Annotated in this window: 22 protein-coding genes; 9 read left to right on the forward strand and 13 right to left on the reverse strand. The window is 71.9% G+C overall.

Going from position 1 to position 26,996, the window contains the following annotated elements:
- Nucleotides 1–34: 34 nt before the first annotated feature.
- From ACFW9Z_RS24835 to ACFW9Z_RS24855, 5 genes are read right to left on the reverse strand one after another with little or no spacing between them, the layout of a single operon-like run.
- Nucleotides 35–832, reverse strand: coding sequence for an ABC transporter permease (locus ACFW9Z_RS24835; RefSeq protein WP_384644559.1), 798 nt, complete (start codon nt 830–832; stop codon nt 35–37).
- Nucleotides 819–1,694: a 2-aminoethylphosphonate ABC transporter permease subunit gene (locus tag ACFW9Z_RS24840; protein WP_384644561.1), complete on the reverse strand. Its 876-nt coding sequence runs from the start codon at nt 1,692–1,694 to the stop codon at nt 819–821. Before ACFW9Z_RS24840 ends, ACFW9Z_RS24835 begins: the two co-directional genes overlap by 14 nt.
- Nucleotides 1,687–2,832: an ABC transporter ATP-binding protein gene (locus tag ACFW9Z_RS24845; protein ID WP_384644563.1), complete on the reverse strand. Its 1,146-nt coding sequence runs from the start codon at nt 2,830–2,832 to the stop codon at nt 1,687–1,689. The genes ACFW9Z_RS24840 and ACFW9Z_RS24845 overlap by 8 nt, the downstream gene beginning before the upstream one ends.
- Complete coding sequence (locus tag ACFW9Z_RS24850; protein WP_384644565.1) at nt 2,829–3,545, reverse strand: phosphonatase-like hydrolase; 717 nt, start codon at nt 3,543–3,545, stop codon at nt 2,829–2,831. Before ACFW9Z_RS24850 ends, ACFW9Z_RS24845 begins: the two co-directional genes overlap by 4 nt.
- A gap of 5 nt (nt 3,546–3,550) precedes the next feature.
- Nucleotides 3,551–4,675, reverse strand: a complete 1,125-nt coding sequence (locus ACFW9Z_RS24855) for a TIGR03364 family FAD-dependent oxidoreductase (protein WP_384644567.1) — start codon at nt 4,673–4,675, stop codon at nt 3,551–3,553.
- A gap of 237 nt (nt 4,676–4,912) precedes the next feature.
- On the opposite strand from ACFW9Z_RS24855, the gene ACFW9Z_RS24860 reads away from it, so the two are divergent.
- Both ACFW9Z_RS24860 and ACFW9Z_RS24865 read left to right on the forward strand, forming a co-directional pair.
- Entirely contained in the window at nt 4,913–7,099 is a 2,187-nt protein-coding gene (locus tag ACFW9Z_RS24860; protein WP_384644569.1) for a hypothetical protein, read from the forward strand.
- Nucleotides 7,100–7,110: 11 nt separating this feature from the next.
- On the forward strand, nt 7,111–13,140 hold the full coding sequence (locus ACFW9Z_RS24865; protein WP_384644571.1) for a hypothetical protein: 6,030 nt from the start codon (nt 7,111–7,113) through the stop codon (nt 13,138–13,140).
- 103 nt (nt 13,141–13,243) lie between these two features.
- Here the strand turns inward: ACFW9Z_RS24865 and ACFW9Z_RS24870 are convergent, their stop codons facing one another.
- Together ACFW9Z_RS24870 and ACFW9Z_RS24875 are read right to left on the reverse strand one after the other, a co-directional pair.
- On the reverse strand, nt 13,244–14,038 hold the full coding sequence (locus ACFW9Z_RS24870; RefSeq protein ID WP_384644573.1) for a GntR family transcriptional regulator: 795 nt from the start codon (nt 14,036–14,038) through the stop codon (nt 13,244–13,246).
- Nucleotides 14,039–14,096: 58 nt separating this feature from the next.
- On the reverse strand, nt 14,097–15,239 hold the full coding sequence (locus ACFW9Z_RS24875) for a peptidase (RefSeq protein ID WP_384644575.1): 1,143 nt from the start codon (nt 15,237–15,239) through the stop codon (nt 14,097–14,099).
- Nucleotides 15,240–15,454: 215 nt separating this feature from the next.
- On the opposite strand from ACFW9Z_RS24875, the gene ACFW9Z_RS24880 reads away from it, so the two are divergent.
- The 3 genes from ACFW9Z_RS24880 to ACFW9Z_RS24890 all read left to right on the forward strand — a co-directional run bounded on the left by ACFW9Z_RS24880 (nt 15,455) and on the right by ACFW9Z_RS24890 (nt 18,269).
- Nucleotides 15,455–16,081 (forward strand): TetR/AcrR family transcriptional regulator, encoded by a 627-nt coding sequence (locus tag ACFW9Z_RS24880; RefSeq protein ID WP_384644577.1) that lies wholly within the window; start codon nt 15,455–15,457, stop codon nt 16,079–16,081.
- Complete coding sequence (locus ACFW9Z_RS24885; RefSeq protein WP_384644579.1) at nt 16,078–16,590, forward strand: PH domain-containing protein; 513 nt, start codon at nt 16,078–16,080, stop codon at nt 16,588–16,590. The genes ACFW9Z_RS24880 and ACFW9Z_RS24885 overlap by 4 nt, the downstream gene beginning before the upstream one ends.
- Nucleotides 16,591–16,727: 137 nt before the next feature.
- Nucleotides 16,728–18,269 (forward strand): PH domain-containing protein, encoded by a 1,542-nt coding sequence (locus ACFW9Z_RS24890; RefSeq protein WP_384644581.1) that lies wholly within the window; start codon nt 16,728–16,730, stop codon nt 18,267–18,269.
- Nucleotides 18,270–18,307: 38 nt separating this feature from the next.
- Here ACFW9Z_RS24890 and ACFW9Z_RS24895 read toward each other — a convergent pair whose 3' ends face one another.
- Complete coding sequence (locus ACFW9Z_RS24895; RefSeq protein ID WP_384644583.1) at nt 18,308–18,967, reverse strand: TetR/AcrR family transcriptional regulator; 660 nt, start codon at nt 18,965–18,967, stop codon at nt 18,308–18,310.
- 87 nt (nt 18,968–19,054) lie between these two features.
- Between ACFW9Z_RS24895 and ACFW9Z_RS24900 the strand changes: the two genes are divergently transcribed.
- Nucleotides 19,055–19,456, forward strand: coding sequence for a hypothetical protein (locus tag ACFW9Z_RS24900; RefSeq protein WP_384644585.1), 402 nt, complete (start codon nt 19,055–19,057; stop codon nt 19,454–19,456).
- A 49-nt stretch (nt 19,457–19,505) separates the two neighbouring features.
- Here the strand turns inward: ACFW9Z_RS24900 and ACFW9Z_RS24905 are convergent, their stop codons facing one another.
- The gene (locus ACFW9Z_RS24905; RefSeq protein ID WP_384644587.1) at nt 19,506–20,678 is read right to left on the reverse strand and encodes an ROK family protein; all 1,173 of its coding nucleotides are present in this window, start codon (nt 20,676–20,678) and stop codon (nt 19,506–19,508) included.
- A 60-nt stretch (nt 20,679–20,738) separates the two neighbouring features.
- Between ACFW9Z_RS24905 and ACFW9Z_RS24910 the strand changes: the two genes are divergently transcribed.
- Both ACFW9Z_RS24910 and ACFW9Z_RS24915 read left to right on the forward strand, forming a co-directional pair.
- Nucleotides 20,739–21,848, forward strand: coding sequence for a Gfo/Idh/MocA family oxidoreductase (locus ACFW9Z_RS24910; RefSeq protein WP_384644588.1), 1,110 nt, complete (start codon nt 20,739–20,741; stop codon nt 21,846–21,848).
- Complete coding sequence (locus tag ACFW9Z_RS24915; RefSeq protein WP_384644590.1) at nt 21,845–22,327, forward strand: heme-degrading domain-containing protein; 483 nt, start codon at nt 21,845–21,847, stop codon at nt 22,325–22,327. Before ACFW9Z_RS24910 ends, ACFW9Z_RS24915 begins: the two co-directional genes overlap by 4 nt.
- 100 nt (nt 22,328–22,427) lie before the next feature.
- Here ACFW9Z_RS24915 and ACFW9Z_RS24920 read toward each other — a convergent pair whose 3' ends face one another.
- From ACFW9Z_RS24920 to ACFW9Z_RS24935, 4 genes are all read right to left on the reverse strand, one after another.
- A complete protein-coding gene (locus tag ACFW9Z_RS24920; RefSeq protein WP_384644592.1) occupies nt 22,428–23,288 on the reverse strand; it encodes a fumarylacetoacetate hydrolase family protein in 861 nt (286 codons plus the stop codon).
- Between the two features lie 137 nt (nt 23,289–23,425).
- Nucleotides 23,426–24,250, reverse strand: a complete 825-nt coding sequence (locus ACFW9Z_RS24925; RefSeq protein WP_384644594.1) for a YidC/Oxa1 family membrane protein insertase — start codon at nt 24,248–24,250, stop codon at nt 23,426–23,428.
- Between the two features lie 131 nt (nt 24,251–24,381).
- Nucleotides 24,382–24,717, reverse strand: coding sequence for a DUF6412 domain-containing protein (locus tag ACFW9Z_RS24930; RefSeq protein WP_384644596.1), 336 nt, complete (start codon nt 24,715–24,717; stop codon nt 24,382–24,384).
- 186 nt (nt 24,718–24,903) lie between these two features.
- Nucleotides 24,904–25,695, reverse strand: a complete 792-nt coding sequence (locus ACFW9Z_RS24935) for a class E sortase (RefSeq protein WP_384644738.1) — start codon at nt 25,693–25,695, stop codon at nt 24,904–24,906.
- A gap of 266 nt (nt 25,696–25,961) precedes the next feature.
- On the opposite strand from ACFW9Z_RS24935, the gene ACFW9Z_RS24940 reads away from it, so the two are divergent.
- Nucleotides 25,962–26,969: an SEC-C domain-containing protein gene (locus ACFW9Z_RS24940; RefSeq protein WP_384644598.1), complete on the forward strand. Its 1,008-nt coding sequence runs from the start codon at nt 25,962–25,964 to the stop codon at nt 26,967–26,969.
- Nucleotides 26,970–26,996 lie beyond the last annotated feature (27 nt).

Genomic DNA, 26,996 nt, shown 5'->3' on the forward strand with positions numbered 1-26,996 from the left:
TCCTGAAGCAGTTGTTACGGGGAGGGGTTCGGGATCAGCGGTAGGAGGCGCGGGTCCGGATGCGGGAGACGGCCGTCAGGGCGAGGAGCGTCGTCCCCATCAGGACCACGGCGAGGGCGGCTCCGGTGAAGAGCGAGCCACGGTCGGTGGCGGCGAAGATCTGCACCGGGAGCGGGGTCCAGTCGGGCGGGTAGAGCATCATCGTGGCGCTCAACTCCCCCATGGACAGGGCGAAGCAGAGCCCGGCCGCCGCTGTGAGGGAGGGCAGCAGGAGTGGCAGCCTGACCCGCCACAGGACCCGGGCGGGGCTCGCGCCGAGGCTGGCCGCCGCCTGCTCGTACATCGGGTCCAGACGCCGGGCGGCGGCCGAGACGGACTGGTAGGCGAAGGCGGTGACCAGGACCGTGTGGGCGATGATCACGATCCAGCGGGTGCCGTTGAGGAGGACCGGCGGCCGGCTGAAGGCGACGAGCACCGCGAGCCCGACGACCACCGACGGCACGGCGACCGGCAGCATGAACAGCGCGTCCAGGACCCGCTTCCCGCGCCGGCCGAGGGAGTCGGCCGCGAGCGCCGCCCAGCCGCCGAGGACCAGGGCGAGCACGCCGGCACAGAGGGCGGTCACCAGGCTGGTGGTCAGCGCCTGGAGGGAGTCGCCGCTCGTCGCGGCGGCGTAGCGCTCGGTGGTGGGGCCGGAGGGGAGGGCGCCGGACCAGTTCGTGGCGAACGAGGCGGCGAGGATGACGAGGAGGGGCACCGCGAAGAGCGGGACGAAGAGGAGGGCGAAGGCGGACCAGGTGGCCCACTTGCCCGTACGGCTATGCACCAACACGGCGGCTCACCACCCGGTAGAGGCTGTAAAGCCCCACGGAGAGAACGATGTTGACGACGGCGACGACACAGGCGGCCGGGTAGTCCGACTCCAGGATCGCCTTGGTGTAGACGAGCATCGGCAGCGTCGTGACCCCTTTCGCCCCGGTGAACAGGACGATCCCGAACTCGTTGAGGCAGAGCACCAGGACCAGGCTGCCGCCCGCCGCGAGTGCGGGAAGCGCCTCGGGCAGGATCACCTGGCGCACGATCCGGAGGGGCCCGGCCCCGAGTGAGGAGGCCACTTCCAGCTGGGCGGTGTCGAGTTGGGAGAAGGCGGCGAGGAGCGGGCGCATGACGAAGGGCGTGAAGTACGTGATCTCCGCGAGCAGGACGCCCCAGGGGGTGGTCAGGAAGTGGAAGGGCCCTTCGGCGGCCCCGGTGACGCCCGTCCACGCTCCGTTGGCCATGCCGACCGACCCGTAGATGAAGAGCAGGGCGAGCGTGATGAGGAAGGACGGGAAGGAGAGGAAGACGTCGATGAACCGGGCGACGGCCTTGCCGCCGGGGAACGGTACGAAGGCGATGACCAGGGCGAGGACGAAGCCGAGGACCAGACAGCCGACGGTGGCGCCGACCGCGAGCCAGACGGTGGTGGTGAGCGCATCGCGGAAGGCGGCGGAGGCGAAGACCTCGGTGTAGGGGGCGAGGGAGGCACCGCCGCCTTCGTCCAGGGAGTCGGGCGTGAGGGACTGCCGGACGACGAGGGCCAGCGGGTAGAGGAAGCCGAGCGCGAGGATCAGGACGGGCGGGAGGGCCCAGACCCAGGTGGGTGTCCTCGTGAGGCTTATGGATTTCCGGCGGACGGCGAGGGTGCTAGCCACTGCTCGCCACCTCCTGGGCGCTCATCGCACTCATCGCACTCGCCGTGTTCGCCGGGAGCAGCACCGCGTCCTCCGCCGCGAAGTGCAGGGTGACGGTTTCGCCGAGGCCCGGGGGCTCGCGCAGTTCGCGGAGGTCGGCCATCAGGCGGTGGCCGTCGACGTCGGCGTGGACGCGGTGGGTGGAGCCGCGCCACTGGACCTCGGTGACGGTGCCGGTGAGCGCGTTGGGCCCGGCGCCGAGCCCGACCAGGTGCGGCCGGACGCAGAGGGTGGCGGCGGCTCCGGGGACGGCGGTCGCGGTGGGTACGTCGAGGGCGGCAGTCGCGGTGGGTACGTCGAGGGCGGCGCCCGCCAGCTCGACGCGCCCCGCCCCGGTGACGGTGACCGGAAGAAGGTTCGCGTTGCCGACGAACGACGCGGTGAACTCCGTACGGGGTCGGCGGTAGAGCTCCTCGGGGGTGCCGCAGTCCTGGAGCCGGGCGCGGTCCATGACGGCGATGCGGTCGGCCAGGGTGAGCGCCTCGACCTGGTCGTGGGTGACGTACAGGATGGAGACGTCCGGCAACTCGCGGTGCAGCCGAGCGAGTTCGGCGAGCATGCCGGAGCGGAGCCGGGCGTCGAGGGCGGAGAGCGGTTCGTCGAGGAGGAGGACGCCGGGGCGGATGGCGAGCGCGCGGGCGATGGCGACGCGCTGCTGCTGGCCGCCGGAGAGCTCGCGGGGGTAGCGGGTGGCGTACGCGGCCATGCCGACGAGTTCGAGGGCTTCGGTCACCCGCCCGGCGATCTCGGCCTTGGGGGTGCGGTGGGCCTTGAGGCCGAAGGCGACGTTGTCCTTGACCTTGAGGTGCGGGAAGAGCGCGTACTGCTGGACCACCATCCCGATCCCCCGCTGGTGCGGGGGCAGTCGGGTGACATCACGCCCGCCGATGAACACCCGCCCGGAGGCGGGCCGGACGAACCCGGCGACGGCGCGCAGGGCGGTGGTCTTGCCGGAGCCGGAGGGCCCGAGGAGGGCCATGACCTCGCCGGGTTCGACGGTGAGGTCGAGCCGGTCCAGGACGGTGTTCTCCCCGTACGCGACGCTCACCGCGTCGAACCGGATGCCGCTGGGCACGGTGGCGGGGGCCTCGCCGCTCATGCCTCGGCCTCGGCGATGAGGTCCGGCAGCTCGGCGACCGACCCGAGGACATGGGTGGCGCCGTGCCGGTCCAACTGGCTCCGGCCGTGGGCCCCGGTGAGGACGCCCGCGACGATCCCGGCGCCGGACCGTACGCCGCTGAGCATGTCGTACGAGGTGTCCCCCGCCACCACGATCCGCCGTACGTCGTCCACCGCGCCCGTGCGCAGGAAGGCGGCCAGCACCATGTCCGGGCAGGGGCGCCCCCGGCCGCCCGCGTCGGCGGGGCAGAGGGTGAGGGGGACGAGGTCCTGCCAGCCGAGGGCGGCGAGGATGGCGTCCTGGGTGGTGCGGGCGAACCCGGTGGTCAGGACGACGGTACGGCCCTCCGCGGCAAGGCGCTCAACTGCCTCCCGGGCTCCGGGGATCGGGGCGATACGGCCGCCGTCGACGAGGTCTCCGTACGCCTCCTCGAAGGCGGTGTTGGCGTACTGGGCCTTCTCCTCGTCCCCGAAGAGATGCCGGAAGACGGAGATCTTGGACTCGCCCATGGTGGCCCGTACATAAGCGAGTTGGCGCTCGTGCTCATCGGACCCGGCCCGCACGCCGAGGCGTTCGGCGGCGGCGGAGAAGGCCTGCTCGACGAGACCGCCGTCGGCGACGGTGGTCCCGGCCATGTCGAGGACGACGAGGCCGAAGGAGTCGTGGTCGGTCGGGTGCGTCGCTGAAGTCATGAGGTTCACCAGCCCAGTTCGTCGGCGGTCGTTTCGGCGATGGCGGGCGAGCACGTCATACCGCGCCCGCCGGGTCCGGTCACCAGCCAGACCCCATCGGCCACCTCCTGGCGGTGGACGACGCGTGAGGTGTCGGTGCACTGGGCGTAGACGCCCGCCCAGCGGTGCCTGACGCGCGGCAACGGCCGCCCGAGGAAGGCCTCCACCACCCGGGTGAGGTGTTCGTACGGCTCCTCGACGGTGTCGAAGGCGAAGGGGTGCTCGTACTCGTGGGTGTCCCCGATGGTCAGCCCGCCGTCCCTGCGCTGCACCATGAGGAGTTGCATGCGGTGCTCGGCGGCGACCGGGTCCTGGGGCTGGTGGGCGTTGAGGGCGTCGAGCGCCTCGCCGCGGTAGGCCGGGTAGTAGCGGAAGCTGTCGGCGTCGGCGACCGAGGTGGTGAGGGGCTCGCCGAGCGGGTCGGTCTGCATCATCTGGAGACGGACGCGGCGCACGGGCAGCCCGGGCCCGGCCAGCTCCCGGACGAGCCCGCCGAGCCAGGCCCCGGTCGCCAGGATCACGGCGTCCCCGGTGTGGACGTCACCGTGGTCGTCGCGCACAGACCCGGCACCGACGACTTCGCGCACCTCGCGGCCCCCGAGATACGTGTACCGCCCGGAGGCCAGCAGCTCGGCCTTCAGGGCGAGTTGGGCGGTACGCGGCTCGACGGCCGCATCCCGCTCGCACCACAGGGCGGCGGTGAAGGTGCCGCGCAGGGCGGGATTGAGGGCGCGGGCCTCCTCGGCGGTGAGCAGCTTGTAGCCGCGCGCCGACGCATCCGCCCGGGCGAGCGCCGCCTCGGCCACGGCGACCTCGGCCGCCGTCCGCAGCGGGGTCAGCGACCCACAGGCCCGGAAACCGAGCCCCGGCACCCGCTGCCCGATTCCCTCCCACAACTCCCGGGCGCGCAGGGCCGTTTCCAGCTCCTCCCCACCGGCCCGGCCACTGACCCAAATCTGTCCGAAATTACGGAGCGACGCCCCGCGCGCCTCACTCTCGCGCTCGATCTGTACGACCTCGTGGCCGCGGCTGACTGCGTGCCAGGCGTGCATGGTTCCCACCACGCCGGCTCCTACGACGATGACTCTCACGACGGCCACGCTCCTCGGGGCGCATGTCCCGGACACATCCGGTCGACAACGGGATGGTGAACGACCCCCCAAGCTTGGACTAGACCCGTTATCATTACGTTATCCACCTGATCGCGATCCACATCATCACCAGCACGCTCCGAACCTTTGCGATAACGCTGCGCTCCGCTCATGCCTTGGGGTACGAATAGCGGCAGTACGCGCCGACAGGGTGGTCGGTGAGGGGAAGGTGCTGCGATGGGGCGTCCCGGCGGGGATTCGCTGCTGTGTCCGGAAATCTTCGGAGAGTTCGAGGATGTGCCGACCCGATGGCGAACGGCCGTCGCCGATCGCCTCGAAGAGGTCGCGGCAGCCAGAGGTGGTCTCCTCCACGCCTGCGGCGCGTTCAACGCTCTCTACTTCGACTACTCCCCTCGGCTTCGCCGCTACACCGTGGAACCCGACCCGGACGCGTTCGTCACCGCGCCTGTCGGCGGCCCCCTTCCCGTACTGCCCGCGGGGGCGTTCGTCAGGCTGACCCGCGGCACCCGGGAACTCTGGGGGGAGGTGGCGGCGGTAATGGGGGCGCAGGAGGATGTCGACCAGGACGGCTGGGCGGCGGGGGCCCTCTCCGGAGCTCCCGCCGCGGACCGCCTCGACCGGCAGCGGATCATCGTCGACACCGACGTGTTCGGCCCGTTGAGCACGGGTGAGCTGGTGGAGCGGGGCCGCTGGCTGCGCCCGGGCGGCGGGTGGCAGGACGGTCACCTCGTGGGCCCTGTCCCCTCAGTGGTCCGGGATGTCTCGGCACGCGACCAGGCGGGGTCGTTCGCCGCCCACCTCGCCGGACCGGCCCGGCCGCTGCTCGACTCGGGGCCGCTGCCGGGATGGCTGCTGGAGGAGAACGGCGAGATCACGGAGTCCGACATCGCGCACGCGGTCCGGGCGGCGGTCAGCTGTCTGGGACAGATCATGGCCTCCGCCCCCGGGCTGCGCGTCTGGGGGCTCTACGGCAGGTCCGGCGCCGAAAGCTCCGCGTTCGCCGACTCCGCGCCCGCCGGGGAAGTGCTCAGCGCGGTCCGTCGGCCCGCCCCCGGCGGCCGTGCCCGCTATACGGCCCTGTGGCCCCTCCTCGACACCCTCATACGAAGCACGGACCGGCCGGACCGGCTGTCCGGAGTCTCGGGTGTGGCCCTGGTCGTCGATGCCAACCTTGCCCTCGCGGACGCGGTGACCCACCGCGGGTCGCCCCCCGACCTCGATGTACGGCTCGACGACCGCTGGCAGCAAGGTGGCATCTGGCGGGCACAGCCCCTGCCCGTGCACAGCCTTCTCGCCGGTCTGGATCCGCTCAGTCCCGCCGGGGTCGGGTACGCGGAGAGCCAGGCGCCTCCCGAGGGGCTGAGCCCGGTGGCCGCCGGAGCGGCGTCCCTATCGGCCGATGACGCGAGCCACGTCTCCGTGGTGCACATGGACGACGAGCTCATGGTCCTCACGGTCGCGCTGAGCAGGTCCGACCTGGAGACGGGGCGGCTGGAACTGGGCCGCTCCGTCCTGGCTTTGCTGCCGCAGGGTGAGCTGATCCTCCACCTGCACCACGACGGGGTCGCGCTGCCGGGTGGGCTCGCCGAGCAGCGAGTCCGCCGGGCGGGGTCCGCGGTCCGCCCGGTCGCCTGGCCGCGAGGTCTCCCACCCGGGACACGGCTGACCGTCGCGGCTGCGCGGGCCGGCCGGAGGCTGACCGCCACGACCGTCCGGCTCTCGCCTCCTGCGGAGATCCAGGGGTTCGGAACCGTCCTGTGGGAGTACGACGCGTCCGTACTCCTCCGGGCCGCGGGGCTCACCGTGCCACCACCCGCACCTGACCGAGAGGCCGGGCGGCCCCCGTCGCCCCGGCCGTCGTGGCGCCCGGCTGTCGCAGCCCTCGAACACCTCATCATCGAGGCGCTCAAACGGGACGGAGAAGCCGGTCCGGCCGACAGCCGCCGACTGGATGGCGTCCGGCTGACCGCCGCACTGTTCGGATCGGACATCCGTTCTCCGGCCTTGCTCTGGACGGTCATCCACACGTGTGAGGACATGGCCCTGCTCGACCTGCTGACCCAGCAGAGCGCTCCGCAGGACGGGCCTGATGTCTTCACGTGGTGGCCTGCCACCCCGGAAGCCCTCCGAGCTCGTTCGGCCTCCGGCTGGGACGACACGGACCATCCACCGGGGCAGCCGCTGAGCCGCCGTTGGATCAGGCCTCAGAGGCGCCGGCTCCCGGACGGACAACAGCCCTCACAGGAATCCCGGCGCGACTACGCGCGGTGGCGCATGGAGATCGAAGGCATCGGTGCGGACACGGAGCTGCCTCCCGGCATGACCTTCGTGCACGGCCATCTCAAAGGAAGCGGACCGGGCAGGCCGTGGCACCGGCATGTGGCCCAGCCCGAGGAAAGGTGATCTGAGTACGGATGACAAAGGTCAAGATGGCCGCGAAGGCACGCAGCCGGGAAGCCGAGCCGCCGCCCGGTGCCAGGAACAGGGTGGTTCAGGGGCTGGACCGGCTCGGAGATCCCTTGGGCGATGTTCTCGCTCTGCTCGATCAGGAGCGACTGGGCGACCTGCTCAACCGCATGGGCAAGACCCGTCGTACGCGGCTGCTGCAACGATTGCGGGTACCGGCCATGGGCCGGCTGACCCCCACCATCTGCGCGCACGCCCTGTCCCAGTTGCGCTCGGCCCGCCCCGCCGTCCAACGGCTGCAGGATGCCGAGACACTGGGTGGCCCGTTCAACGAAAGCCTGGCCCAGGCACGCGCTCAATGGCTGTACGGCGAACGCGACAACTCTCTCGAAGAGAGCCTCACGCAGGCACCACGCGACGAACTGCTCCTGGCCGCCTTCGCCTTCTGGGACGCCGACCCTGGGCAGTCGTACGTTCTCGCCTGGGCCCTGCGCCATCGCGCCCTGCCGTCGTGGCCCGCCGATCAGGTGGCCGCACTGGCCGACGCATGCGATCAGCTCGCACAGGAATGGACCGAACTGCTCTCCGTATCCGGGCGTGCCGTATCCGGGCATGCGACGGACACGGGCCAAGCCGGCGGTTCCGGGCGGGCGGCCATCGCCCTGGACACGTCCGCCCGGTGCGAGGCCACCGCGCGGAAGCTGGAGAGACTTTTCGAGGGCGCCGAGATCTCCCTGCGCCGAGCTGCCGACGAGTTGAGCAGAGGCATGCTCCCGGCCTCGGATTCCTGGGAACCGGTCCAGGAACTCCTGGAGCTCAGCGACGCTCTGCACTCGGCCCTGGCCCCGGCCACGAACGGTTCCGGGCCTCCGGAGCCACCCGACCGGCTCCCGGCCGTACTGAAGCTGCTCCGGGACCGCGCAGCCCGGCTCGGAACCACGGAGACCCTGCGGGCAAGCCTCGATCGCATCATCGGAGGGCCGGGACCCCGGACCCACCCAGCCGTCGAAGCCCTGCGGGCACAGGCGCAGCAGCTGATTTCGTCCCCGTCATGGCAGGACGGGGAGGAAACCCTCGCCACCCTCCTGGCGGATGTGGTGGAACTGGCCGACTCCGTGAAGCGGGACGACGATGTGGGCGTGGAGCGCCTGGACGCCCGCCTCCGCAGTGCGCTGCCGGAGGATCTGTGCGGTGTCGTGCTCCTGGTCGTACGGGGGAAGCTGACGTTCCCCGAAGCGTCAGCCGCCCCCCGCGTTCCGGCGCCTCGGGCCATGGCACCGGACGCTTCGGGTCCTGCGGCTCCCGGGCCCCGTACATCCGCCGCAGCCGATACGCATGACCAGGAAGGCCAGGCGTCGGCGGAGCCCCCTGCGAGCGGGCCGACGGCTCCCTCCCCCGCATCCGGTGACGAGTCCCCCGCGGCCGTGCCGCATGCCCCCGCCGCACCGGCGGCCGAGGAGAAGGAGTCCGACGGGCGCGTTCCGGTCCCCGCCCCAGCGCGGGACCGGAACGTCTCAGGGGCCGACGAAATCCTGTCGGTTCCGTCGAGCACGGAACCCGGGCGGCAGGAGGTCATCGGAGCAACGCCTGCGGCTTCCGCCCCGGGCACGAGCCCCGTCGGTGTGCAGCAGACGGACTGTGACGAGCCTTGCGATCCCGCCAAGGAGTCCGACGCCCGGCGTTCCACCGCCGACCGGGCACCGGTGACCACGGCTCCGCAGACCGAGGTCATCGCTGAGTCACTCGTCCAGGGGGAAGTGGCGCTGGCTCACCACGCGGCCCGGGCATCGGGAAGCGAGGAACTCGCCACCACCCTGGCGATGTTCGTCCTCGCCGAGGCCATGCGCTCCGCCACCGGAGCATGCGCCGACGCTTTCCGTGCCGAGTCGGCCGTCCACCCCGACCGGGCGGAGACCGTTTCCGAACGTCTCCTGCGCGCCGCCGCACTTCTGCGCGTCTGCCTCGTCTCCGGCGATCCCGGCGCCGGAGAAGCGCTGAGCCGTCTCAACGATTCGCTGCACGGGATGCCCGCGCTCCGCGCCACGCTGAGCATCGTCGCGGAGGCCTGTGCGCGCGGTCAGCTCACTGTTCAGGCGCTCGCCCCGGCATCCGGAGCGAGCGACGACGGCACTCTCCCCGATGTCGACGTGAGTTCGGTGAGTGCGCTGGCCCGGGGGAGCCTCGCTGAGCCGCGCACCCTCCACTTCGCGCGTGCCAATGAGATCGTGCGTGCCTGGTGGGCCGAGGACGGCCTGATCGGATCGTTGCTGTTCGCCGTGGCCCGTGACGACCGTGCCCGGCTGAACTCCGTGCGTTCCCAGTTGATCGACCTGCGCAAGCCCGAATCCCTGGGCCGGAGACTGGCCAAGACCGATACCGGCCTCAAGGAGAAGTCGGCCTCCCGGCTACAGGGGGCGGCGAGACGGCGGATCCTGCAGTACGCGCAGGAATCCCTGGAGATCGTCCACGAGTGGCTCACAGCCGTACAGAACCTGGCACCCTTCACTCCGCCTCCCGTCTTCTCCCATCTCGCCACTCGGCTGTCCCCCCTGAGCACGGACCTCGCCACCGAACTCAGCGCGCAGGGACTCACCGCGGACGCGTCCACCGATCCGCTGCTCCAGGCGGCCGCGGGTCTGGCCCTGGCCTCGATGAGTGCCAGTACGGCGGTGCTCGGCGCGGGCAGGATCCCGGGGCCCGAAAGCGCACCGAACATCGCCCTCAACGTCGATCTGCTGCGGTGCTCCGCCCTGGAGTTCGACGCCGATCTCAACCCCTTGCGCCCCGTCACCGTCGACGAGGTGGCACAGGCACAGCACACGGGATGGGAGGCGGCGGCCCGGGCACATGCCGCTGCCGAGAACTACGCGACCGCCCGTATCTCCCTGGAGATGTTCGAGTTGCAGGGCGGGAGCGCGGGCACGATCGAGAAGCTCCGCGAGGAACACCATCGGCTCCGCGCGGTCAGTCACCAAGAGGTCAGGGCCCTGCACCAGCGAGTCGGGCACCAGGCGGAGACAGCCGCACGCCTGGGGCAACTGCCCGAACCCGGCAGGTCGTTGGTCACGGCGCGCCTGGAGGCGGCCAAGCAGGCTTTCGACGGGGACAACCTGGGAACCATACGCCGTGAATGCGGCGAGATCGTCGAACAGCTCAAGCAGTACCGCGAGCAGGCCCGGAAGAAGTTCCAGGCGGTAGCGGCCCAGCAGCTCAACAATTCGGGCGCGTCCGCGTCCGTGGCCGACCAGATCCGCGCGTTGATCACCCAAGGTGACCTGGCCACGGCCGAAGAGTTCCTCATCGCGGCACGCGAAGGGACCGACCCCCCGACGGCCGAACCGGCGAAGGAGTTCGACGCCTTCTTCCCCGATGTCTGCGCGTCACTGCAGTCCGGGATCACCCCCGAGCTGATCCGTGAAGCCGCCCACGGCGGCACCCACAGGGGACTGGACTTCTCGGCCCTGTCGTCGGCCCAGCGATCCCAGGCAGCGGACGCGCTCACCGCACTTCAGCAGTTGCACAGCCAATGGAACACGCTGCGTTCCAAGGAGCGCCATCTGAAACTGGCCCTGCGACTGGCGGGCATCGAGTACGCCAACGAGTTCAACGCTGGTCTGACCAGTCCCGCGACCCGGCGATGGTTCGACATCACCGACGTCAAGCTGGTCGGGCCCTGCCGGCTTCCCCAGTTCGGCTCCGGAGCCGAGGGCCGACTGCGCGTCATGACGACGAGAGCCGTCTCCGACGTCCGGACCCTCTTCGGCTGGATCGAGCAGGACGTCAGCCAGCTCCCGGTGCTGGTGGTGGTCGCCGGATCCATGACCGTGGCCCAGCGCCGCGCGCTGGCCAGAGAGTGCTTGTCCCGACGGGACAAGCCGGTCCTGGTGCTCGACGCGTCGGCCCTGGCATTCCTCGCCGCCCGGGGCACGGGCCTGTTCTCGACAACGGAACGCGTCCTCGCGCCCTTCAGCGCAGTCACACCGTTCTTCCCCGAGGCAAGCGACACGCTGCCTTCCGAGATGTTCTACGGCCGGAGCGACGAACTGTCGGCCGTCCTCGACGCCCAGGGATCGAGCATCCTCTACGGAGGCCGAAGGCTCGGCAAGTCGGCCCTCCTCAAGGCCGCGGCCGCACGTTATCGGCAGACGCGGCACCACATCAGCCTCTACATCCCGCTGCCGTCAGGCATGGGGCTCACGCCGGGCGACATCTGGGATCTCCTCTCCCGCAGTCTGGAACATGAAGGGATCGCCGAGAGGCGCCGCAACCGGGCAAGCACCATGCACCAGGTCGAGGAGGACATCGGCCGCTGGCTCCAGCAGGACCGGGCACGGAAGCTGCTCATCCTCTTCGACGAATGCGACGAGTTCTTCGACGGGGACGCCCGCGAGGGCTTCGTGCACACCACCGCCCTGCGCAATCTGATGAGTTCGAACGGCCGACGGTTCAAGCCGGTCTTCGCGGGGCTGCACCAGGTCCAGCGCTTCGCCGCGCTTCCCAACCAGCCCTTGGCAGGTGCCCACTTCGGTGAGCCCCTCGTCATCGGCCCGCTCAGTCCCGGTGCCGCATACCGGCTGCTCCACGAGCCCATGCAGGCGCTCGGCATCAGGTTCCAGAGCGACACCCTCATCCATCGCGCCCTGACGTACGCCAACTACCACCCGAAGATCATTCAGCACATCGGGCTGGCCCTGGTGCTGGAGACCCACAGCCGCCGTGTGCAGGCGGACGGGCCTCCGTGGACGATCGACGAGGACACCCTCGAAAGGGTGATCGGCTCGGCGACCCTCGCCAAGAGCATCCGGGACACCGTACGGCTCACCCTGCACCTCGACCCCCGCTACAAGCTCATCGCCCTGGTCCTGGCTCTGTACGCCTACCGATCCGGCGTGGACCAGCCCATCGCGGGCAGGGAGCTCCGCGCGGAATGCTGCGAATGGTGGCCGAAGGCACTGTCGGCCACACCACCCGACGAGTACCGGGCCCTTCTGGAAGAGATGGTCGGGCTGGGCGTTCTGGCGGCTGACGACACGGGCTGGCGGCTGCGCTCCTCGAATGTGCTGCTTCTCCTCGGAACCCCTTCGAGCATCGAGGAGGAGCTGTCCTCCCAGGAGAGCGAAGCCGTCACGGCCCTGTCCGCCGCGCACACCCGACGGCCCCTCCCCGACGGCCGCATCAGCCCGCTCACCGAGGCTCAGATCGCCGATCTGACGAAACGCCGCAACGGCCTCCGCATCGTGGTCGGATCGTCGGCCGCCGGACTCGACGACGTCCACAAGGCCCTGGTCGGCCAGCAGGAGCGTGTTCCGGGCAGGATCGCGCCCCTGATCACCCCCGCCTCACCGAGCAACTACCGGAAGGAACTGCAGACCGGGAGGCCCGGACCCAGGCATCGCATCATCGTCAGCGACATGAGGGAGTTCAGCCCGAGCTCCCTGCGGAACTCCTTGGACCAGGCACTCGCCCTGCAGCCTCCGGAAGGGGTCAGCAGATGTGTCGTGGCGCTCCTGGACCCGGCGCGGATCGAGCATCTGCGCCAACTGACCGCAACCGATGAGGAGAACACGGTCTACCTGCAACTGGCCACAGCGGACGGGCTGCGCAGTTGGACCTCCGGCCAGGACCCGATGGCGCCGTACTCGGACCCGGCGCAACGGTCGGCCCTGCTGAAGATCACCGGCGGCTGGCCGAGCATTCTGGACCGCCTGCTGGAACTGGCGATCAAGGGTCAGGGACCACGGAAGGCGCTCGTTCAGCTGGCCGAGGAGATCAAGGGCGCGGAGGGCTTGCGGCTGCTCAAGTCGACCGGGCTGGAGGACGCCGTCGAACTCCACGCGGTTGTCGATCAGCTGGTTGACGAGTTCGATGCCCCGCTGCCCCTGGACGACCTGACCGAGCTGCTCCACCCCGATCACCCGAATGTCGAACTGCTCCTCTCCGCCCTGCGGCAGATGAACGCCCTCGTCAACCTCGGCCCGCAGGGCCTCGCCGTGGAACCTGTGCTGGCCGCCGCCTGGCGTCGGCACGGGCCGCGGTGACGGAAGGAGGTAACGGGAGGAGTGACGGGCTTCGGTGACGGGAGAAGGCGGCGGGAGGAGGTGACGGACGACAGGCGGCGGGCGACGGACGGGCCAGGCGATGTCATACGGTCGGGGGCGGCTCGGCCGAACCACGCCCCTGGCCGCCCAGATACGTGGTGAAGGAGAACCGGTCCCCCCGGAACAGCGTCCGCACCCGCTCCAGCGGGCGCCCCTCCGTGTCCCGGGAGAGGCGGTGGAGGAGGAGCATCGGCAGGGCGGGCGGGGTGCCGATGAGCAGGGCCTCGCGGGGGGTGGCGAGCACGGTCTCGATGCGCTCGTCGGCGTCCCCGAACGCGATGCCGAGCCGGTCGCGGAGGTAGGCGTAGAAGGAGGAGTCCGGGTCGAACTCCATGTCCAGGCGCGGGAGTCGGGCGACACTGACGTACGTGCTCTCCAGCCCCACCCGCTCGTCGTCGGCGAGCAGCACGCGCTCCAGGTGCCAGACGGGTTCGCCCCGGTCCACCCCGATCTCGGCGGCGAGCGCTTCGGGGCAGGGGAAGCGTTCCAGCCCGATGAGGTGCCGGCCGGGCCGTCTGCCCTGGCGCCGGACCCCTTCGGTGTAGCTGGCGAGCGAGAGCGGCTGCTCCAGCTTGGGCCCGGCGACGACGGTCCCGCGCCCCTGCCGGCGCAGCCGCCCCTCCAGCAGGAGTTCGCGCAGCGCCTGCCGGACGGTCTCGCGCGACACCTCGTGGCGCAGGGCGAGGTCCCGCTCGGTGGGCAGGAGCCCGCCCTCGCCCAACTCGTCCAGCAACAGGGAGATTTGGGCCTTGACCGCGTAGTACTTGGGGATACGGCCGTGCTCCGGGATGCCGGAGCGGATCGGTGAGCCAGGTGCCTGGTCGTTCGGGTAGTCCACCGCCCGATGGTGGCAGACGCGGATGAACGACCAGGTGGGGCGGTCCGGCGCAGGGCGGTCAGCCTTCCGTCCGGCGCATCCGGCGGCCCTTCGTCACGAGGGCCGCGCCGCAGAGGACGAGCAGCGCGGCGGCGGCCCCGGCCCAGGGCAGGAGCTCGGGTCCGGTGCGGGCGAGTTCGGGGAGCGGGCGCCCGGTCGCGTAGGGGGGCGGCAGCGGGGGTCTCTCCTTGCCGCCGTCCACCCGGGGAGGCGCCGAACTGTCGGGGTCGCCCGGACGGACGGGTTCCGGGGTACGGGAGCCGGTGCCCGCGCCCGTGCCGGTGGGCGCCGGCGTGGGCGTGGAGGAGGTCTCCGTACGGGGGCGGGGTTCGGCCGGGACATCCGTACGGCCCCCGACGTCCGCCCCGGTCCACTCCGGCCTCGGGTACTCGCCCGTGGCACCGTCGATGATCACGAACCGGTACGCCCCCGACTCCCCCACCCAGTCCCCGTCCTCCCGGCCACCGCCCTTGGCCTTGTCCTGGTGATGGCGCTGGACGACGGCGGCGTGGGCGGTGACCCGGCCGGGCACGGTGTCGGAGGTGAACGCCATCCGGACCCGGACGCTGACGGCGCCCCGGGCGGGGACGGTGAAGCCCAGGAAGTCCTCGCCGCCGCCGTCGAAGACCCCGATCTGCTCGTGGCGATCGGTCGTCTCCCAGCTGACCCGGTGTTCGGTTCCGGGGCGGCCGGGCTCGGAGAACTTCACCTGGATCTGGTCGGCGGTCAGCCTGCGGTCCTCGTCGGTGAGCACGAGCACCGGGTGCAGGGCGCGGCAGGAGGTGGCGGTGGTGTTGGTGAGGTCGAGGGACCAGATGCCGTAGCCGCCGCCGGAGGGGTACGTCTTCGGGGCGCCCTGGATCCGGGCCTCGATGGGGAACTCCTTGGCCTCCGGATCACCGCAGGCGGGCTGCTCGTCAGCGGCGCCGGCAACGGCCTCGGTATCGGTATCGGTATCGGCCGCAGCCTCCGCATCCGTATCGGTCGCAGCATCGGTCGCGTCGGCGGTCTGGGCGGCTAAGGAGGCGGGAACGGCCGGACCCGGCCGGGCGGCGGCCTGCGGGACGCCCAGGAGTGCGGCGGGCACGACGATTCCGGCGGCCAGCCCGAGGGCGGCACGCGCGCGGGCGTCACGCAGCCGCGCGCAGGAGGTGGGGGACATGGGGGACACCCTTCGCTGCTCGCGGACGACCGGGGCGGGGGCCACCGATCGTGGCCTCCGACGCAAACACGCGCGCGCGAGTCCCGAGAGTCGACATGCCGACACCGTTCATACGATCACCCGACCAGCGCCGAGCCGTGACCCCGGGCCTCGTCGTCTTCGGGCAGGGCGCCCCCACCCTTGCCGAATCAGTCCGATCGGACTAAATTCTGCCCATGCGAACGAATACCGGTCCGTCCGACCGGAAGCGCCCGTCGTTCATCGAACAGGCCCGCCGCGCCCAGATCGTCGAGGCCGCCGCCGAAGTGGTGGCGGAAGTCGGCTACGCCCACACCTCGTTCGCGCGGATCGCCGAGAAGGCCGGCATCAGCAAGAGCGTGATCACCTACCACTTCAGCGGCAAGGACGAGCTCCTCCGCCTGGTGGCGAACCAGTTCTTCAACCAGGGCTGGGAGTACATGGAGGCCCGGATCACGGCCCAGGAGACGGCTGCCGGGCAGGTGCGGGCCTGGATCGAGTCCGAGCTGGACTTCTTCGGCGCCCACCGCACCCAGTTCCTCGCGATGAGCGACATCATGGCCAACCACCGGAGCGAGGACGGCTCGCACGCCTACACCGACGAGCTCGCCGAGGAGGTCGAGGGACTCGCGGAGATCCTGACCCAGGGTCAGCATGACGGAGAGCTACGCCCGTTCGACGCGCGGGGTGTCGCCGACATCATCCTGCGCTGCGCCAGCGGCGTCCTGGAGTCGTGGGCCATGGACCCCGACATCGACCTGAAGGGGCAGACCGCTGTGCTCCTGGACTTCATCGACCACGCCATCGGGAAGGACCCGGCATGAACGCCCCGGAGCACGCCATATCCGAACTCACCCTCCGGCCACCGGAGAACCCGGTCGAACGCCGGGCCATCGGCTGGTGGATGCTCCAGTCGCTGGCCGGCTCCGGGCCGGTCCTGGCTGCCGCGATCACCGGGTACGCCCTGTGGGAAGCGGCCCGGCCGTGGCTGATCGTGGCCGTGGCGGGGTCCGCCGTACTCCTGGTGGTGGGGGTGACGATCGAGCCGCTGCTGCGGTACCGGGTGCACCGCTGGGAGACCACGGACGAGGCCGTCTTCGCCCGGACCGGGTGGCTGGTGCGCGAGTGGAGAGCCGCGCCGCTCTCCCGCGTACAGACGGTGGACGCCGTGCAGGGACCCATCGAACAGCTCCTGGGCCTGTCGACCCTGCGCGTGACCACCGCGTCCTCGCGGGGAGCGATCGACATCTGCGGGCTGGACAAGGAGACCGCCGCGCGGGTCGCCGCGGAGCTGACGCGGACCGCCCAGCTCACCCCCGGTGATGCCACGTGAGCCCCGACGACCCTCGCCCCGGGAATGACGGCCTCCGCCCCGGAGAGGACGGCCCGCGCCCCCGCCCCGGAGAAGGCGACGCCCCGCACCCTTCGGACGCGGCCTCCGGCCACCCCTGGCAGCGGCTCAGCCCCCGCGTGATCTGGGTCGATCTCGCCCAGAGCGTCCTGTCGCTGATGCCCGCGGGGATCGCCATCCTGGTGGTCGGGATCAACCCCGGCTCCGGGCAGCTGTGGCCCCTCATCGGGTTCGCCGCGGTCGGGGTCATCGGTGCGTTCGCCGACGCCCTCCGCTGGGTCTTCACCCGGTACCGGGTCACCGCTTCGCACGTGGAGCTGAGGACCGGGGTCTTCCTGCGGGTGCACCGGTCGATCCAGCGCGACCGCATCCGCAGCGTCAACATCGAGGCCAGGCCGCGCCACCGGCTCTCGGGGCTGCGGGTGGTGAACATCGGTGCCGGACAGCAGTCCGTCGACGGCGAGTCCGCGCTGAAGCTGGACGCCGTGAGCACCGCCGCCGCGCTGGCCCTGCGGGACGAGTTCCTCGACCCGGCGGGCACGGCCGCCGCCGAAGACAGCGAGCCCGGCCGCAGTGAGCCCGAACGTACCGCCGCCGCCGAAGACAGCGAGCCGGTGGTGCCCGGCGCAGGCCGGCCCCTCACCGTGTTCGCGCGGTTCGAACCGCGGTGGTTCGTCTACAACATGTTCAACAGCTGGGCGTACGTCATGGCCGTCGGGTTCGGGTGGGGCACCTACTGGCTGCTCGACACCTTCGGGGTGGACTCCGCCGGCTTCGTCTCCGGGCTGCTGGACTGGAAGTCCCTCGGCTGGGCGGGCACCGCCGCCGTCGCCTTCCTCGCCGCCACCGTCCTCGGCGCGGCCGGGCTCACCGTGACCTACTTCGTGGAGTACGGAAACTTCGAACTGGCCCGGGTCCCCGGCCCGGACGGCACCATGCTGCGCACCCGTCAGGGCCTCCTCACCACGCGGGAGGTCAACCGCGACGAGAACCGCGTGCGCGGGGTGCAGATATCCGAACCGGTCCTGTGGCGGTGGATGGGGGTCAGCGACACCAGCCTCATCACCACCGGACTCAGCCTGTGGTCGATGTCCCAGCCCGCCGCGATCCTGCCCCGGGGCCCGGTGTCCGTCACCCGGCGCGTGGCGACCGAGGTGCTCGGCGCCGAGGAGAAGCCCCTCCACGCACCGCTCACGCCCCACCCGAGGACTGCTCTTCGCCGCCGCCTCTGGTGGGCCACCCTGACCACCGCCTGCATCGCTCTCGTCCTGCTGTGGATGGCGGTGACCGGCGTACTGCCGTACGCGGCGATCTGGGCGGCCGCCGCGCTCTGGCCGTGCGCCCTCGGCGCGGCCTTCGTCGCCTACCGGGCGCTCGGCCACACGATCAGCGGGTCCTACCTGGTGACCCGTTCCGGACTCCTCAGCCGCTCCACGACCGTTCTGCGGCGCTCGGCCGTGAGCACCGTCGTGATCCGCGAATCGCTCCTGCAGCGCCGCCTCGGTCTGCGGAGCGTCTCCACCATGACCGCGGCGGGGTACGGCGGGTACGACACCCCGGACATCGAGGCGCGGGAGAGCCTGGACTTCGCGGTCCGAGCCGCGCCGGGCCTCCTCGACCCCTTCCTCTGCGAGAAACCCGCGCCGGAGAGGAAGCGCTGAGACCCGGCCCGGCCCGCTCCCCTCTCGGCCGCTCCCGTTCACCCGGCCGACAGGCCCGCGGAAGGTCCCGCCCCGCCGCTGCCCTCGGGCGGGCCGTCGAGCAGGCTCGCTCCCGACACCAGGGCGCGGGCCGTATCGGCGAAGTACTGCTCGTCGGCGGCCGGGGCGAGGCCGAGCAGGACGCCCTGGCCGAGGCCGATGAGCACGGCCCGCAGTGCGGTGGTCAGGCGTTGCGCCTGGCCCCGCGTCACGCGGGTTCCACCGTGCGGCCTGCCGGTGAACAGGGCGATCAGCCGCTCCTCCTCCGCCCGGACCGACCCGGCCAGCCGGGGACCCACCTCGGCGTCGTGCAGGGCCATGTCCAACAGGGTGAACTGCAACGACTGGTCGGCCGACGCGTCCGGCGCATCGCAGCTCCGCCGGTAGTACCGGGCGAAGGCGTCGACCGCTCCCAGGAGATCCGCGTCGGCCGGGATCGCCTGCTCGATCTCTGCGTAGTGCGGCTGGAGGTAGTCGGTGACCAGCGCACCCAACAGCCCGCTCTTGCTGCCGAACAGCGAGTAGACGGCCCCGGTGGTCAGCCCGGCCCGCTCGGCGATCTCGTCGAGCCGGGCGCGGTGCCCGTCCCGGGAGACGACGTGGAACGCGGCGTCCAGGAGGGCGCGGCGGTTGCGTTCCTTGGTTTCGGCTCTCGTCATTCTCATAATTTGATTATTCTAGTAATCAGATTACGGAAGCGCACTCAGGGCCAGGACACGCAGGGCCAGGACCGAGAAGGAGTACTCATGTCACGCATGCTTGCGGGAGCCATCGGTGACGGCGTGTTCAAGGTGGTGCTCGGCGCCGCCTTCGTCCTCGGCAACGGCTGGGGCGGCGAACTGCTCGGCGTACCGGCCTGGTTGATGGCCGCCTCGGGCGCGGCCCTGCTGATCGGCGGCGGGATCGAGGTCGTCCACGTCCGCCGCCGCCCGATGGCCACCTGCCTGCGGCTGATGATCGCCTACGACAGCGGCTGGGTGGTGGCGAGCGGCATCGCCCTGGTGATGGCGTGGCAGGGGAGCACGGCCGGGGGTGAGCTATGGGTCGTGTACCTGACGGTGGCTCCCCTGGTGATGGCCGCCCTGCTGGTACGCGCGCCCGCCGCCACCTCCGTACGAGCGTCGGCTCCGAACACGCCCGCAGCCTGACCGGTAGGGGGCGGTCAGGCTCCGAACACGCCCGCAGCCCGACCGCCCCCTACCCCCGCTCCCCCACCCGCCCGAACACCGGCGCGAGCACCAGCTGCGCCGCACCCTCCGCGACGGGCCGGTCCCCGCCCCCCGCGACGGTGACGGTCACCGTGTCCCCGCCCCCGCCCCGGGCCGCCCGCTCCGCGATCACGGCGCGGACCCCCCGTACGTACGCGTCCTCGTCCGCCGCCACCGTCCGCCCGCCCAGCACGACCCGGTCGATGTCGAGCAGCCCCACCAGGTTCGCCGCGCCCGCGCCCAGCACCCGGGCCGCCTCCGCCCGGTCGCCGCGCGCCTCGGCGGCCAGGCAGAGGGCCTCGATGCAGCCGCGCCCGCCGCACCCGCACAGAGGCCCGTCCAGCTGGAGGGTCTGGTGGCCGAACTCCCCCGCCCCCGTCCGCGCCCCCCGGTGCACCTCGCCGCCCAGGACGAGCCCGGCGCCGAGCCCCGTACCGAGGTGGAGGTAGGCGAAGTCGCCGGGCGGCTCGCTCGGCGAAAGCGCCAGGGCCAGGGCGGCGGCGTTGGTGTCCTTGTCGAGGGTGACCGGAAGGCCGGTGCGCTCGGCGAGGGCGTCGCGCAGGGGGTAGCCGTCCCACTGCGGGAAGCCGGTGACGCGGTGGAGCACGCCGTTCCGGTGGTCGAGCGGGCCGGGTACGGCGACGCCGACGCCCAGCACCGGCTTGTGCGGTTCGGCCGCGCTCAGGTCCCGTACGGCGTCGGCCGCGTCCGCGAGCACCCGGTCCGCCGGGGCGCCGAGGTCGAGCGGGGCGCGGGTGGACGCGACGGAGCGCCCGGCCAGGTCGACCAGTACGGCGGTGAGCCCGTCGCGGTCCAGATGGAGCCCGACGGCGTACTGGGCGTCGGGGACGAGACGGAGCACCGTACGCGGCTTGCCCCCGGTGGAGGGGCGCAGACCCGCTCCGGTGGCCAGCCCCTCCGTCCGCAGCCGGGCGGTGATCTTGCTGACGGCCTGCGGGGTGAGGCCGGTGCGCTCGGCGAGCTCCAGTCGGCTGATGCCCTCCGCCCCGGCCGCCCGCAGCAGGTCCAGGACCAGCGCCGCGTTGTGGTGGCGCAGGGCCGGCAGGTTCACCCCGGTCTGGGCCTTCGTCCGGACCGGCACACCCACCCCGGCCTCTGCCCGGCTCCCGTTCACCGTTCCACTCCCTTTCACCCGCCCCATTGTGCCGGTCGCTTGCACTTTGGCAACAGCGTTGCTTAAGTGGAATCCATGGTGGAACACATGGTTGCCAACGCCCCTCTCCGCGTCGCCCTCGTCGGCTATGGCCTGGCCGGTTCCGTCTTCCACGCCCCCTTGATCGCCGCGACCGGCGGTCTGGTCCTCGACACGGTCGTCACGGCGAACGAGGAACGCCGGGCCGAGGCCCGTGCCGCCCACCCGGACGTACGGTTCGCCGCCTCGCCGGACGAGCTGTGGGAGCGCGCGGACGAGCTGGACCTGGTCGTGATCGCCTCCCCGAACAAGACGCACGTCTCCCTCGCGACGGCCGCCCTCAAGGCGGGCCTCCCCGTGGTCGTGGACAAGCCGATCGCCGGGACCGCCGCCGAGGCACGCGAGCTGGCGGCCCTCGCCGAGGAGCGCGGGCTGCTGCTCTCGGTCTTCCAGAACCGCCGCTGGGACAACGACTTCCGTACGCTCCAGGCCCTGATCGCCGACGGCGAGCTGGGCGAGGTGCAGCGCTTCGAGTCCCGGTTCGAGCGCTGGCGCCCGCAGCCGAAGGGCGGCTGGCGCGAGTCGGGCGACCCGGAGGAGATCGGCGGTCTGCTGTACGACCTGGGCAGCCATGTCGTCGACCAGGCGCTGGTGCTGTTCGGAGCAGCGGTGCGGGTGTACGCGGAGTCCGACGTACGGCGTCCGGGCGCGGCGGCGGACGACGACACGTTCATCGCGATCACGCACGCCAACGGGGTCCGCTCGCACCTGTACGTGAGCGCCACCACGGCCCAGCTCGGCCCGCGCTTCCGGGTGCTCGGCTCGACGGCGGGCTATGTGAAGTACGGCCTGGACCCGCAGGAGGCGGCCCTGCGCGCCGGACTGCGCCCGGCGGCCGGTGAGCCGTGGGGCGAGGAGGTGGAGGAGGTGTGGGGCCGGATCGGTTCCGGCGAGTCCCCGCTGACCGGCGGCGGCACCCCGGTCCGTACGCTCCCCGGCGACTACCCCGCGTACTACGCCGCCGTCACCGCCGCCCTGCGCGGCATCGGCGAGAACCCGGTCACCGCGCTCCAGGCGGCAGCGGCCCTGGACGTACTGGAAGCCGCACGCCGCTCGGCCCGCGAGGGCGTCTCCGTAACCCTGTCCGGAAACCTCCCCCACGAGGAGCACCCCGCATGAGCACCACCTCCTCCCCCACGATCTCCGAGCTGATCGCCCAGGAGCGCCGGCTCGCCCTGCCGCACTTCTCCCACGACGACGCGTTCGCGCTCGGCAGCCTGCTGGTGGCACTGGCCCGGGAGCGGCACGCCCCGGTGGCGATCGACATCCGGCGCGGGCCGCAGCAGCTGTTCCATGCGGCGCTGCCCGGTTCGAACGCGGACAACGACGCGTGGATCGACCGCAAGCGCAAGGTGGTCGAGCGGTACGGCGAGAGCTCGTACCTGGTCGGCACCCGTTTCCGCGCCAAGGGCACGACGTTCGAGGAGTCGTCCCGCCTGGACCCGGACACCTACGCGGCGCACGGCGGTTCGTTCCCGATCGCGGTGCGGGGCGCGGGCGTGATCGGCACGGTGACGGTGTCGGGGCTGCCGCAGGCGGAGGACCACGCGATGGTGGTCGAGGCGCTGGAGCAGTTCGCGGCGACGCTGGGGGTGTGAGGGGGGCGCTGGGGGTGTGAGGGGGGCGGCAGCGGCGGTACGGGAGCGGGGGCGCCACCACCGTACGAGTGGCAGAGCCCCCTTCGCGCACCCGCGAGGCCTACGCGTCCTTCAGCTCCTGCCGCTGCCGCCCCAGGCCCGCCACCTCCAGCTCCACCACGTCCCCCGCCTTCAGATACGGCTTGGGCTCGGGCTGCCCCATCGCGACCCCGGCGGGCGTACCGGTGTTGATCACATCGCCCGGGTAGAGCGTCATGAAGTGGCTGAGATAGCGGACGACTTCACCGACCGGGAAGATCTGGTCGGCGGTGGTGCCGTTCTGCTTCAGCTCGCCGTTGACCCAGAGCCGCAGCGGCAGGGCCTGCGGGTCGGGCACCTCGTCGGCGGTCACCAGCCAGGGGCCCAGCGGGTTGAACGTCTCGCAGTTCTTGCCCTTGTCCCAGGTGCCGCCGCGCTCGATCTGGAACTCCCGCTCCGAGACGTCGTGGGCGGTGGCGTACCCGGCGACATGGGCGAGCCCCTCCTCGGCGGAGTCCAGGTAGCGGGCGGTGCGGCCGATGACGACCGCGAGTTCGACCTCCCAGTCCGTCTTACGGCTGCCGCGCGGTACGAGCACGGTGTCCTCGGGCCCGACGACGGTGTCGGGGGCCTTGAAGAACAGGATCGGCTCCGCGGGGATGGCCGCCCCGGTCTCGGCGGCGTGGTCGTGGTAGTTCAGCCCGATGCACACGATCTTGCCGATGCGTCCCAGCGGCGGCCCGACCCGCAGGCCCGCCGGGTCGAGGGCGGGCAGCACACCGGGGGTGCCGGCGGCCGTCCGTACCCGGTCGAGGGTCGAGGCGTCGGCGAGCAGATCGCCGTCGATGTCGGGGACGATCCCCGACAGATCACGCAGAATCCCGTCCCGGTCGAGAAGCGCGGGGCGCTCCGCGCCCGCCGTACCGACTCGAAGCAGCTTCAACGGTCCAACTCCTCTTGTTCGAGGTGGGGCCCCTCGGCGGGTTGCGGCCGGCGACGAGCTTGTCTGATCCTCCAAGAGCCGGGATCACTCCGCAAGACCCCGTTCACACACTGGACCGGCGCGGTCGCCCGGCCCGACTACGCCGCTTTGGCCATGGTGCCGCCCGCGGAAGCCGTGCCGCGGCCCTTACCCCGGCCCGCAGCACCCCGGTCGTCCATGTCCCGGTACACGTCGCGGTACAGGCAGGCCCGCTCGACGGCGCTCCACAGGGTGGTGGTGACGACGTACAGGGCGGCGGCGAGCGGTACGACGGCGACGGTGATCAGGGTGGCGAACGAGAGCAGCGGCATCATCTTCACCATCGCCCCCATACCGGGCACCGGCTGCCCGTCGGGGCCGGTGGCGGGGGCCATCGGGTTGGCCGCCATCTGCCGCTTGGTCAGCCGGTAGCTGAAGGTGGCCACGGCGAGGACGAGCGCGAAGAGCCCGACGTACACCAGGCCCTGCGCCCCGAAGACGCCACCGCCGGCGAGGGCGTCGTGCCAGCGCCCGCCGAGCGGGGCGCCGAGGAGGTCGTGGCTGAGGAGCGCGTTGGGCTCGCCGCCGATGGAGCCGCTGGAGAACAGGTGGTAGAGGAGGAAGAAGGCCGGCATCTGGAGCAGGCTCGGCAGGCAGCCGGAGAGCGGCGAGACCTTCTCGGCGGCGTGCAGCTCCATGATCGCCTTCTGCATCCGCTCCGGGTTCCTGCCGTGCTTCTTGCGGAGCTCGGCGATCTGCGGCTGGAGCCGGGTACGGGCCTTCTGCCCCCGCGCGGCGGCCCGCGAGAGGGGGTGGACGGCGAGCCGTACGAGGGCGGTGAAGAGGACGATCGCGGCGGCGGCGGACGCGCCGTGGAACAGCGGCTGGAGCAGATCGGCGAGGGAGCCGACCAGGCTCGCGAAAGCGGACATGAAGGCGGACATGGGTGAGCCCTCCGGGGGTCTCGTCGTGCCGGGAGAGGTACGTACACGTACGGGGTGCTCGGTACGTGATGCTTCGGTACGCGGCAGGACGGCCGGTGCGGGGCGCTACGGATCGGACGTGCGGGAGAGCCCTACGCGGCGGCGGCCGTCAGGAGGGCGTGCCCGGGGGCTCGGGGCCTGGTGCGGCCCCGGGCGTCGGGGTCGCGCTGGGGCAGGAAGGCGGTGCGCTTCTCGCGGTCCCTGATCGCCGTACGGACCCGGGTGCGGGGCACCGGGGGCGCGCAGCGGGCACTGATGACGGAGCAGGCGAGGAGTGCGGAGCCGGCCGCGGCGGTGGCGGCGAGCGCGACGGCGGCGGAGAGGCCGCCGCCCTCGGCGAGGAGGATCTCGGCGAGGAGGAGGACCAGGAGGCCGACGGGCCGGAGGAACCGGGCGAAGGCGGAGCGCAAGGGGTCGGCGTCGCGCATGGGCGCCGCCTCCTCTCCGTCTCTCCGCACTCGGTACTCGGTACTCGTACCGGTGACTCCTGGCACTCCATTCGTTATACACGATGATCGGCCGGGCCCGGTTGCGTCCGAAGGCTTCGCTCACGGGGGCGCACGCCGAGACGCACGGCTCATCGGGGACGCACGGCTCACGCTGGGACACACGGCTCACCGGGGACGCATGGCGGTGAGCTTCCCCCAGACGACGAGCCGGTAGCGGGAGCTGAACTCGGGGGTGCAGGTGGTCAGCGTCAGGTAGTAGCCGGGCTCGCTGTACCCGACGGAGGTGGTGACGTTGCTGCGCGGAACGGGAGCGATGACCCCGCTGTCGGAGGGGAGGGTCTGCGCGAGGCCCTTGTCGACGGTGTACGTGTACACGGCGTCCCGGGTCTCCACGGTGATCCGGTCGCCGGGCCGCAGCCGGTCGATGCGGCGGAAGGGCTCGCCGTGGGTGTTGCGGTGCCCGGCGAGCGCGAAGTTCCCGGCCTGCCCGGCCTGCGCGGTACGGGAGTAGTGCCCGACGTACCCCCGGTCGAGCACGCCGCCCTTGCCGGTGCCCTCGGCGACGGGGGCGGTGAGGCCGATGCGGGGGATGCGGAGGACTGCGTAGGCGTGGTCCCAGCGGGGGGAGGCGGCGCGACCGGGACCGGACGGAGCGGCCGACCCGCCGGACCCCCGCGGGACGAGGGGACTGGCGGAGGCCCCGGGCTCAGCCCCCACAGGACCCCCGCCGCTCCGGCCAACAGGAGGAACCAGCTCCGAAGAGGGGATGCCCCACTCCCGCTGAAGGGCCTGGACGGTCCGCCCGGCATCCTCACGGGCCTGCCGGTTGGTCCACCACAACTGATGGACGACAAGGAGAAGGAGAACGACCCCAAGGGTGACGACAAGCTCGGCGGAACCCCAGAGCCCGCGCACAAGAAGGTCCCGCCCCCGGACTCTGGGGCTCCCCCGCCGCACCGCGAAACGAACCGGTGCCCGCCCTCCACCGCGCTCCCATTCCCCCACGGCGGGCACGATAGGACCAACCCCCAGAACTCTCCATACGTATCCGCCGATTCCGCTCCCACACCTACCGATCCCCGTCCGATCCCCCACTCCATGCCCCACCCCACACCCCACCCCCACACCCCACCCCCACACCTCATCCCACCCCCCATCCCACTTCCGGCCCCGCTTCAGACCTCTCCCCCCGACGGCCGCCGCCCACCAGTACCGTGTGGTCCATGCGCCCCGACACGCCTGCCGACCACACCACCGAAGCCGAGCGCCTGCTGCGCACCGCGGCGCAGTACCCCGAGGACCAGGAACCGCTGGTCCTCCAGGCCGCGGCCCATCTGGAACTCGCCGGTGACCGTGCCCGCGCGAGCACGCTCTACGACGACCTGCTCGCCGCCCCCGAGTCCACCGTCGACAACCCGCACCTGATCAAGGCCCTGAAGGCGGCCAACCTCTGGGAGTACGGGCACGAGGCCGAGGCCCGCGCGATCATCGAGGGCATCCGCGCCGCGGGCCCCCTGGACGCGGCGCCCTGGCAGGTCGCCGCCGAGACCCTGGAGGCGCACGACGAGCTGGAGTCGGCGCACGACTTCTTCTCGACCGCGCTGACCCTGCTGCTGGCCCCCGGCGAGGAGGTCCCGTACACGACGCAGTCCCTGCTGACCGGCCGCCACCGGGTACGCCGCCTCCTCGCCCTCCCCCACGACACCTGGGACGAACTGGCCGGCGCGCTGCACACGGCCCCGGTCCCCCTGGACGAACTCCACGACCCGAAGCGCCTGTGGTCCCTGGGCTCCTCGGACCCGGCGGAGCTGAAGGCCGAGATCACCCGCCTGCGCGCGGAGCTGGGCACGTACCGTACGGCACTCTCGCGCCCGTTCCCGGTGGCGGTGCTGCACTGGCCCGAACAGGAACTCCGCGAACTCCTCACGACGTACCCCGAGTTGGCCGAGGAGTACGTGGACCGGGCAACGCACCTGTCCCGCCTGGAGGCGTCCCTGCGCGACCTCCACACCACGGGCACCCCGAACCTGGGCATCGTCACGGGCACGGTCCCCTCGTACGAGGCCTTCGCCGCCTCCGAAGCCACCTCCCCCTCCACCCCCAGCCTCCTCCCCCAATACGCCACCACCCTCGCCGCCCGAGGCCGCGCCACCCCGTGGCCCCCCTCCCGCACAGCCGCTTGCTGGTGCGGGTCGGGGGAGGCATATGGGGGATGCCACGGGGGCGGGTGACGCCTGCTGCACGTCCATGACAGGGGC

This window comes from Streptomyces sp. NPDC059452 (assembly GCF_042750035.1).
In the GTDB taxonomy this organism is placed as follows: Bacteria; Actinomycetota; Actinomycetes; order Streptomycetales; family Streptomycetaceae; genus Streptomyces.

Excerpts from the sequence above, each read along its gene's own strand:
- ACFW9Z_RS24875 (WP_384644575.1), bottom strand. The coding sequence starts at position 15,239 with ATGTCCCCCACCTCCTGCGCGCGGCTGCGTGACGCCCGCGCGCGTGCC.
- ACFW9Z_RS24895 (WP_384644583.1), bottom strand. The coding sequence starts at position 18,967 with ATGACGAGAGCCGAAACCAAGGAACGCAACCGCCGCGCCCTCCTGGAC.
- ACFW9Z_RS24865 (WP_384644571.1), top strand. The coding sequence starts at position 7,111 with ATGACAAAGGTCAAGATGGCCGCGAAGGCACGCAGCCGGGAAGCCGAG.
- ACFW9Z_RS24850 (WP_384644565.1), bottom strand. The coding sequence starts at position 3,545 with ATGACTTCAGCGACGCACCCGACCGACCACGACTCCTTCGGCCTCGTC.
- ACFW9Z_RS24905 (WP_384644587.1), bottom strand. The coding sequence starts at position 20,678 with ATGGGGCGGGTGAAAGGGAGTGGAACGGTGAACGGGAGCCGGGCAGAG.
- ACFW9Z_RS24880 (WP_384644577.1), top strand. The coding sequence starts at position 15,455 with ATGCGAACGAATACCGGTCCGTCCGACCGGAAGCGCCCGTCGTTCATC.
- ACFW9Z_RS24930 (WP_384644596.1), bottom strand. The coding sequence starts at position 24,717 with ATGCGCGACGCCGACCCCTTGCGCTCCGCCTTCGCCCGGTTCCTCCGG.
- ACFW9Z_RS24940 (WP_384644598.1), top strand. The coding sequence starts at position 25,962 with ATGCGCCCCGACACGCCTGCCGACCACACCACCGAAGCCGAGCGCCTG.
- ACFW9Z_RS24860 (WP_384644569.1), top strand. The coding sequence starts at position 4,913 with ATGGGGCGTCCCGGCGGGGATTCGCTGCTGTGTCCGGAAATCTTCGGA.
- ACFW9Z_RS24845 (WP_384644563.1), bottom strand. The coding sequence starts at position 2,832 with ATGAGCGGCGAGGCCCCCGCCACCGTGCCCAGCGGCATCCGGTTCGAC.
- ACFW9Z_RS24915 (WP_384644590.1), top strand. The coding sequence starts at position 21,845 with ATGAGCACCACCTCCTCCCCCACGATCTCCGAGCTGATCGCCCAGGAG.
- ACFW9Z_RS24885 (WP_384644579.1), top strand. The coding sequence starts at position 16,078 with ATGAACGCCCCGGAGCACGCCATATCCGAACTCACCCTCCGGCCACCG.
- ACFW9Z_RS24900 (WP_384644585.1), top strand. The coding sequence starts at position 19,055 with ATGTCACGCATGCTTGCGGGAGCCATCGGTGACGGCGTGTTCAAGGTG.
- ACFW9Z_RS24910 (WP_384644588.1), top strand. The coding sequence starts at position 20,739 with ATGGTTGCCAACGCCCCTCTCCGCGTCGCCCTCGTCGGCTATGGCCTG.
- ACFW9Z_RS24925 (WP_384644594.1), bottom strand. The coding sequence starts at position 24,250 with ATGTCCGCCTTCATGTCCGCTTTCGCGAGCCTGGTCGGCTCCCTCGCC.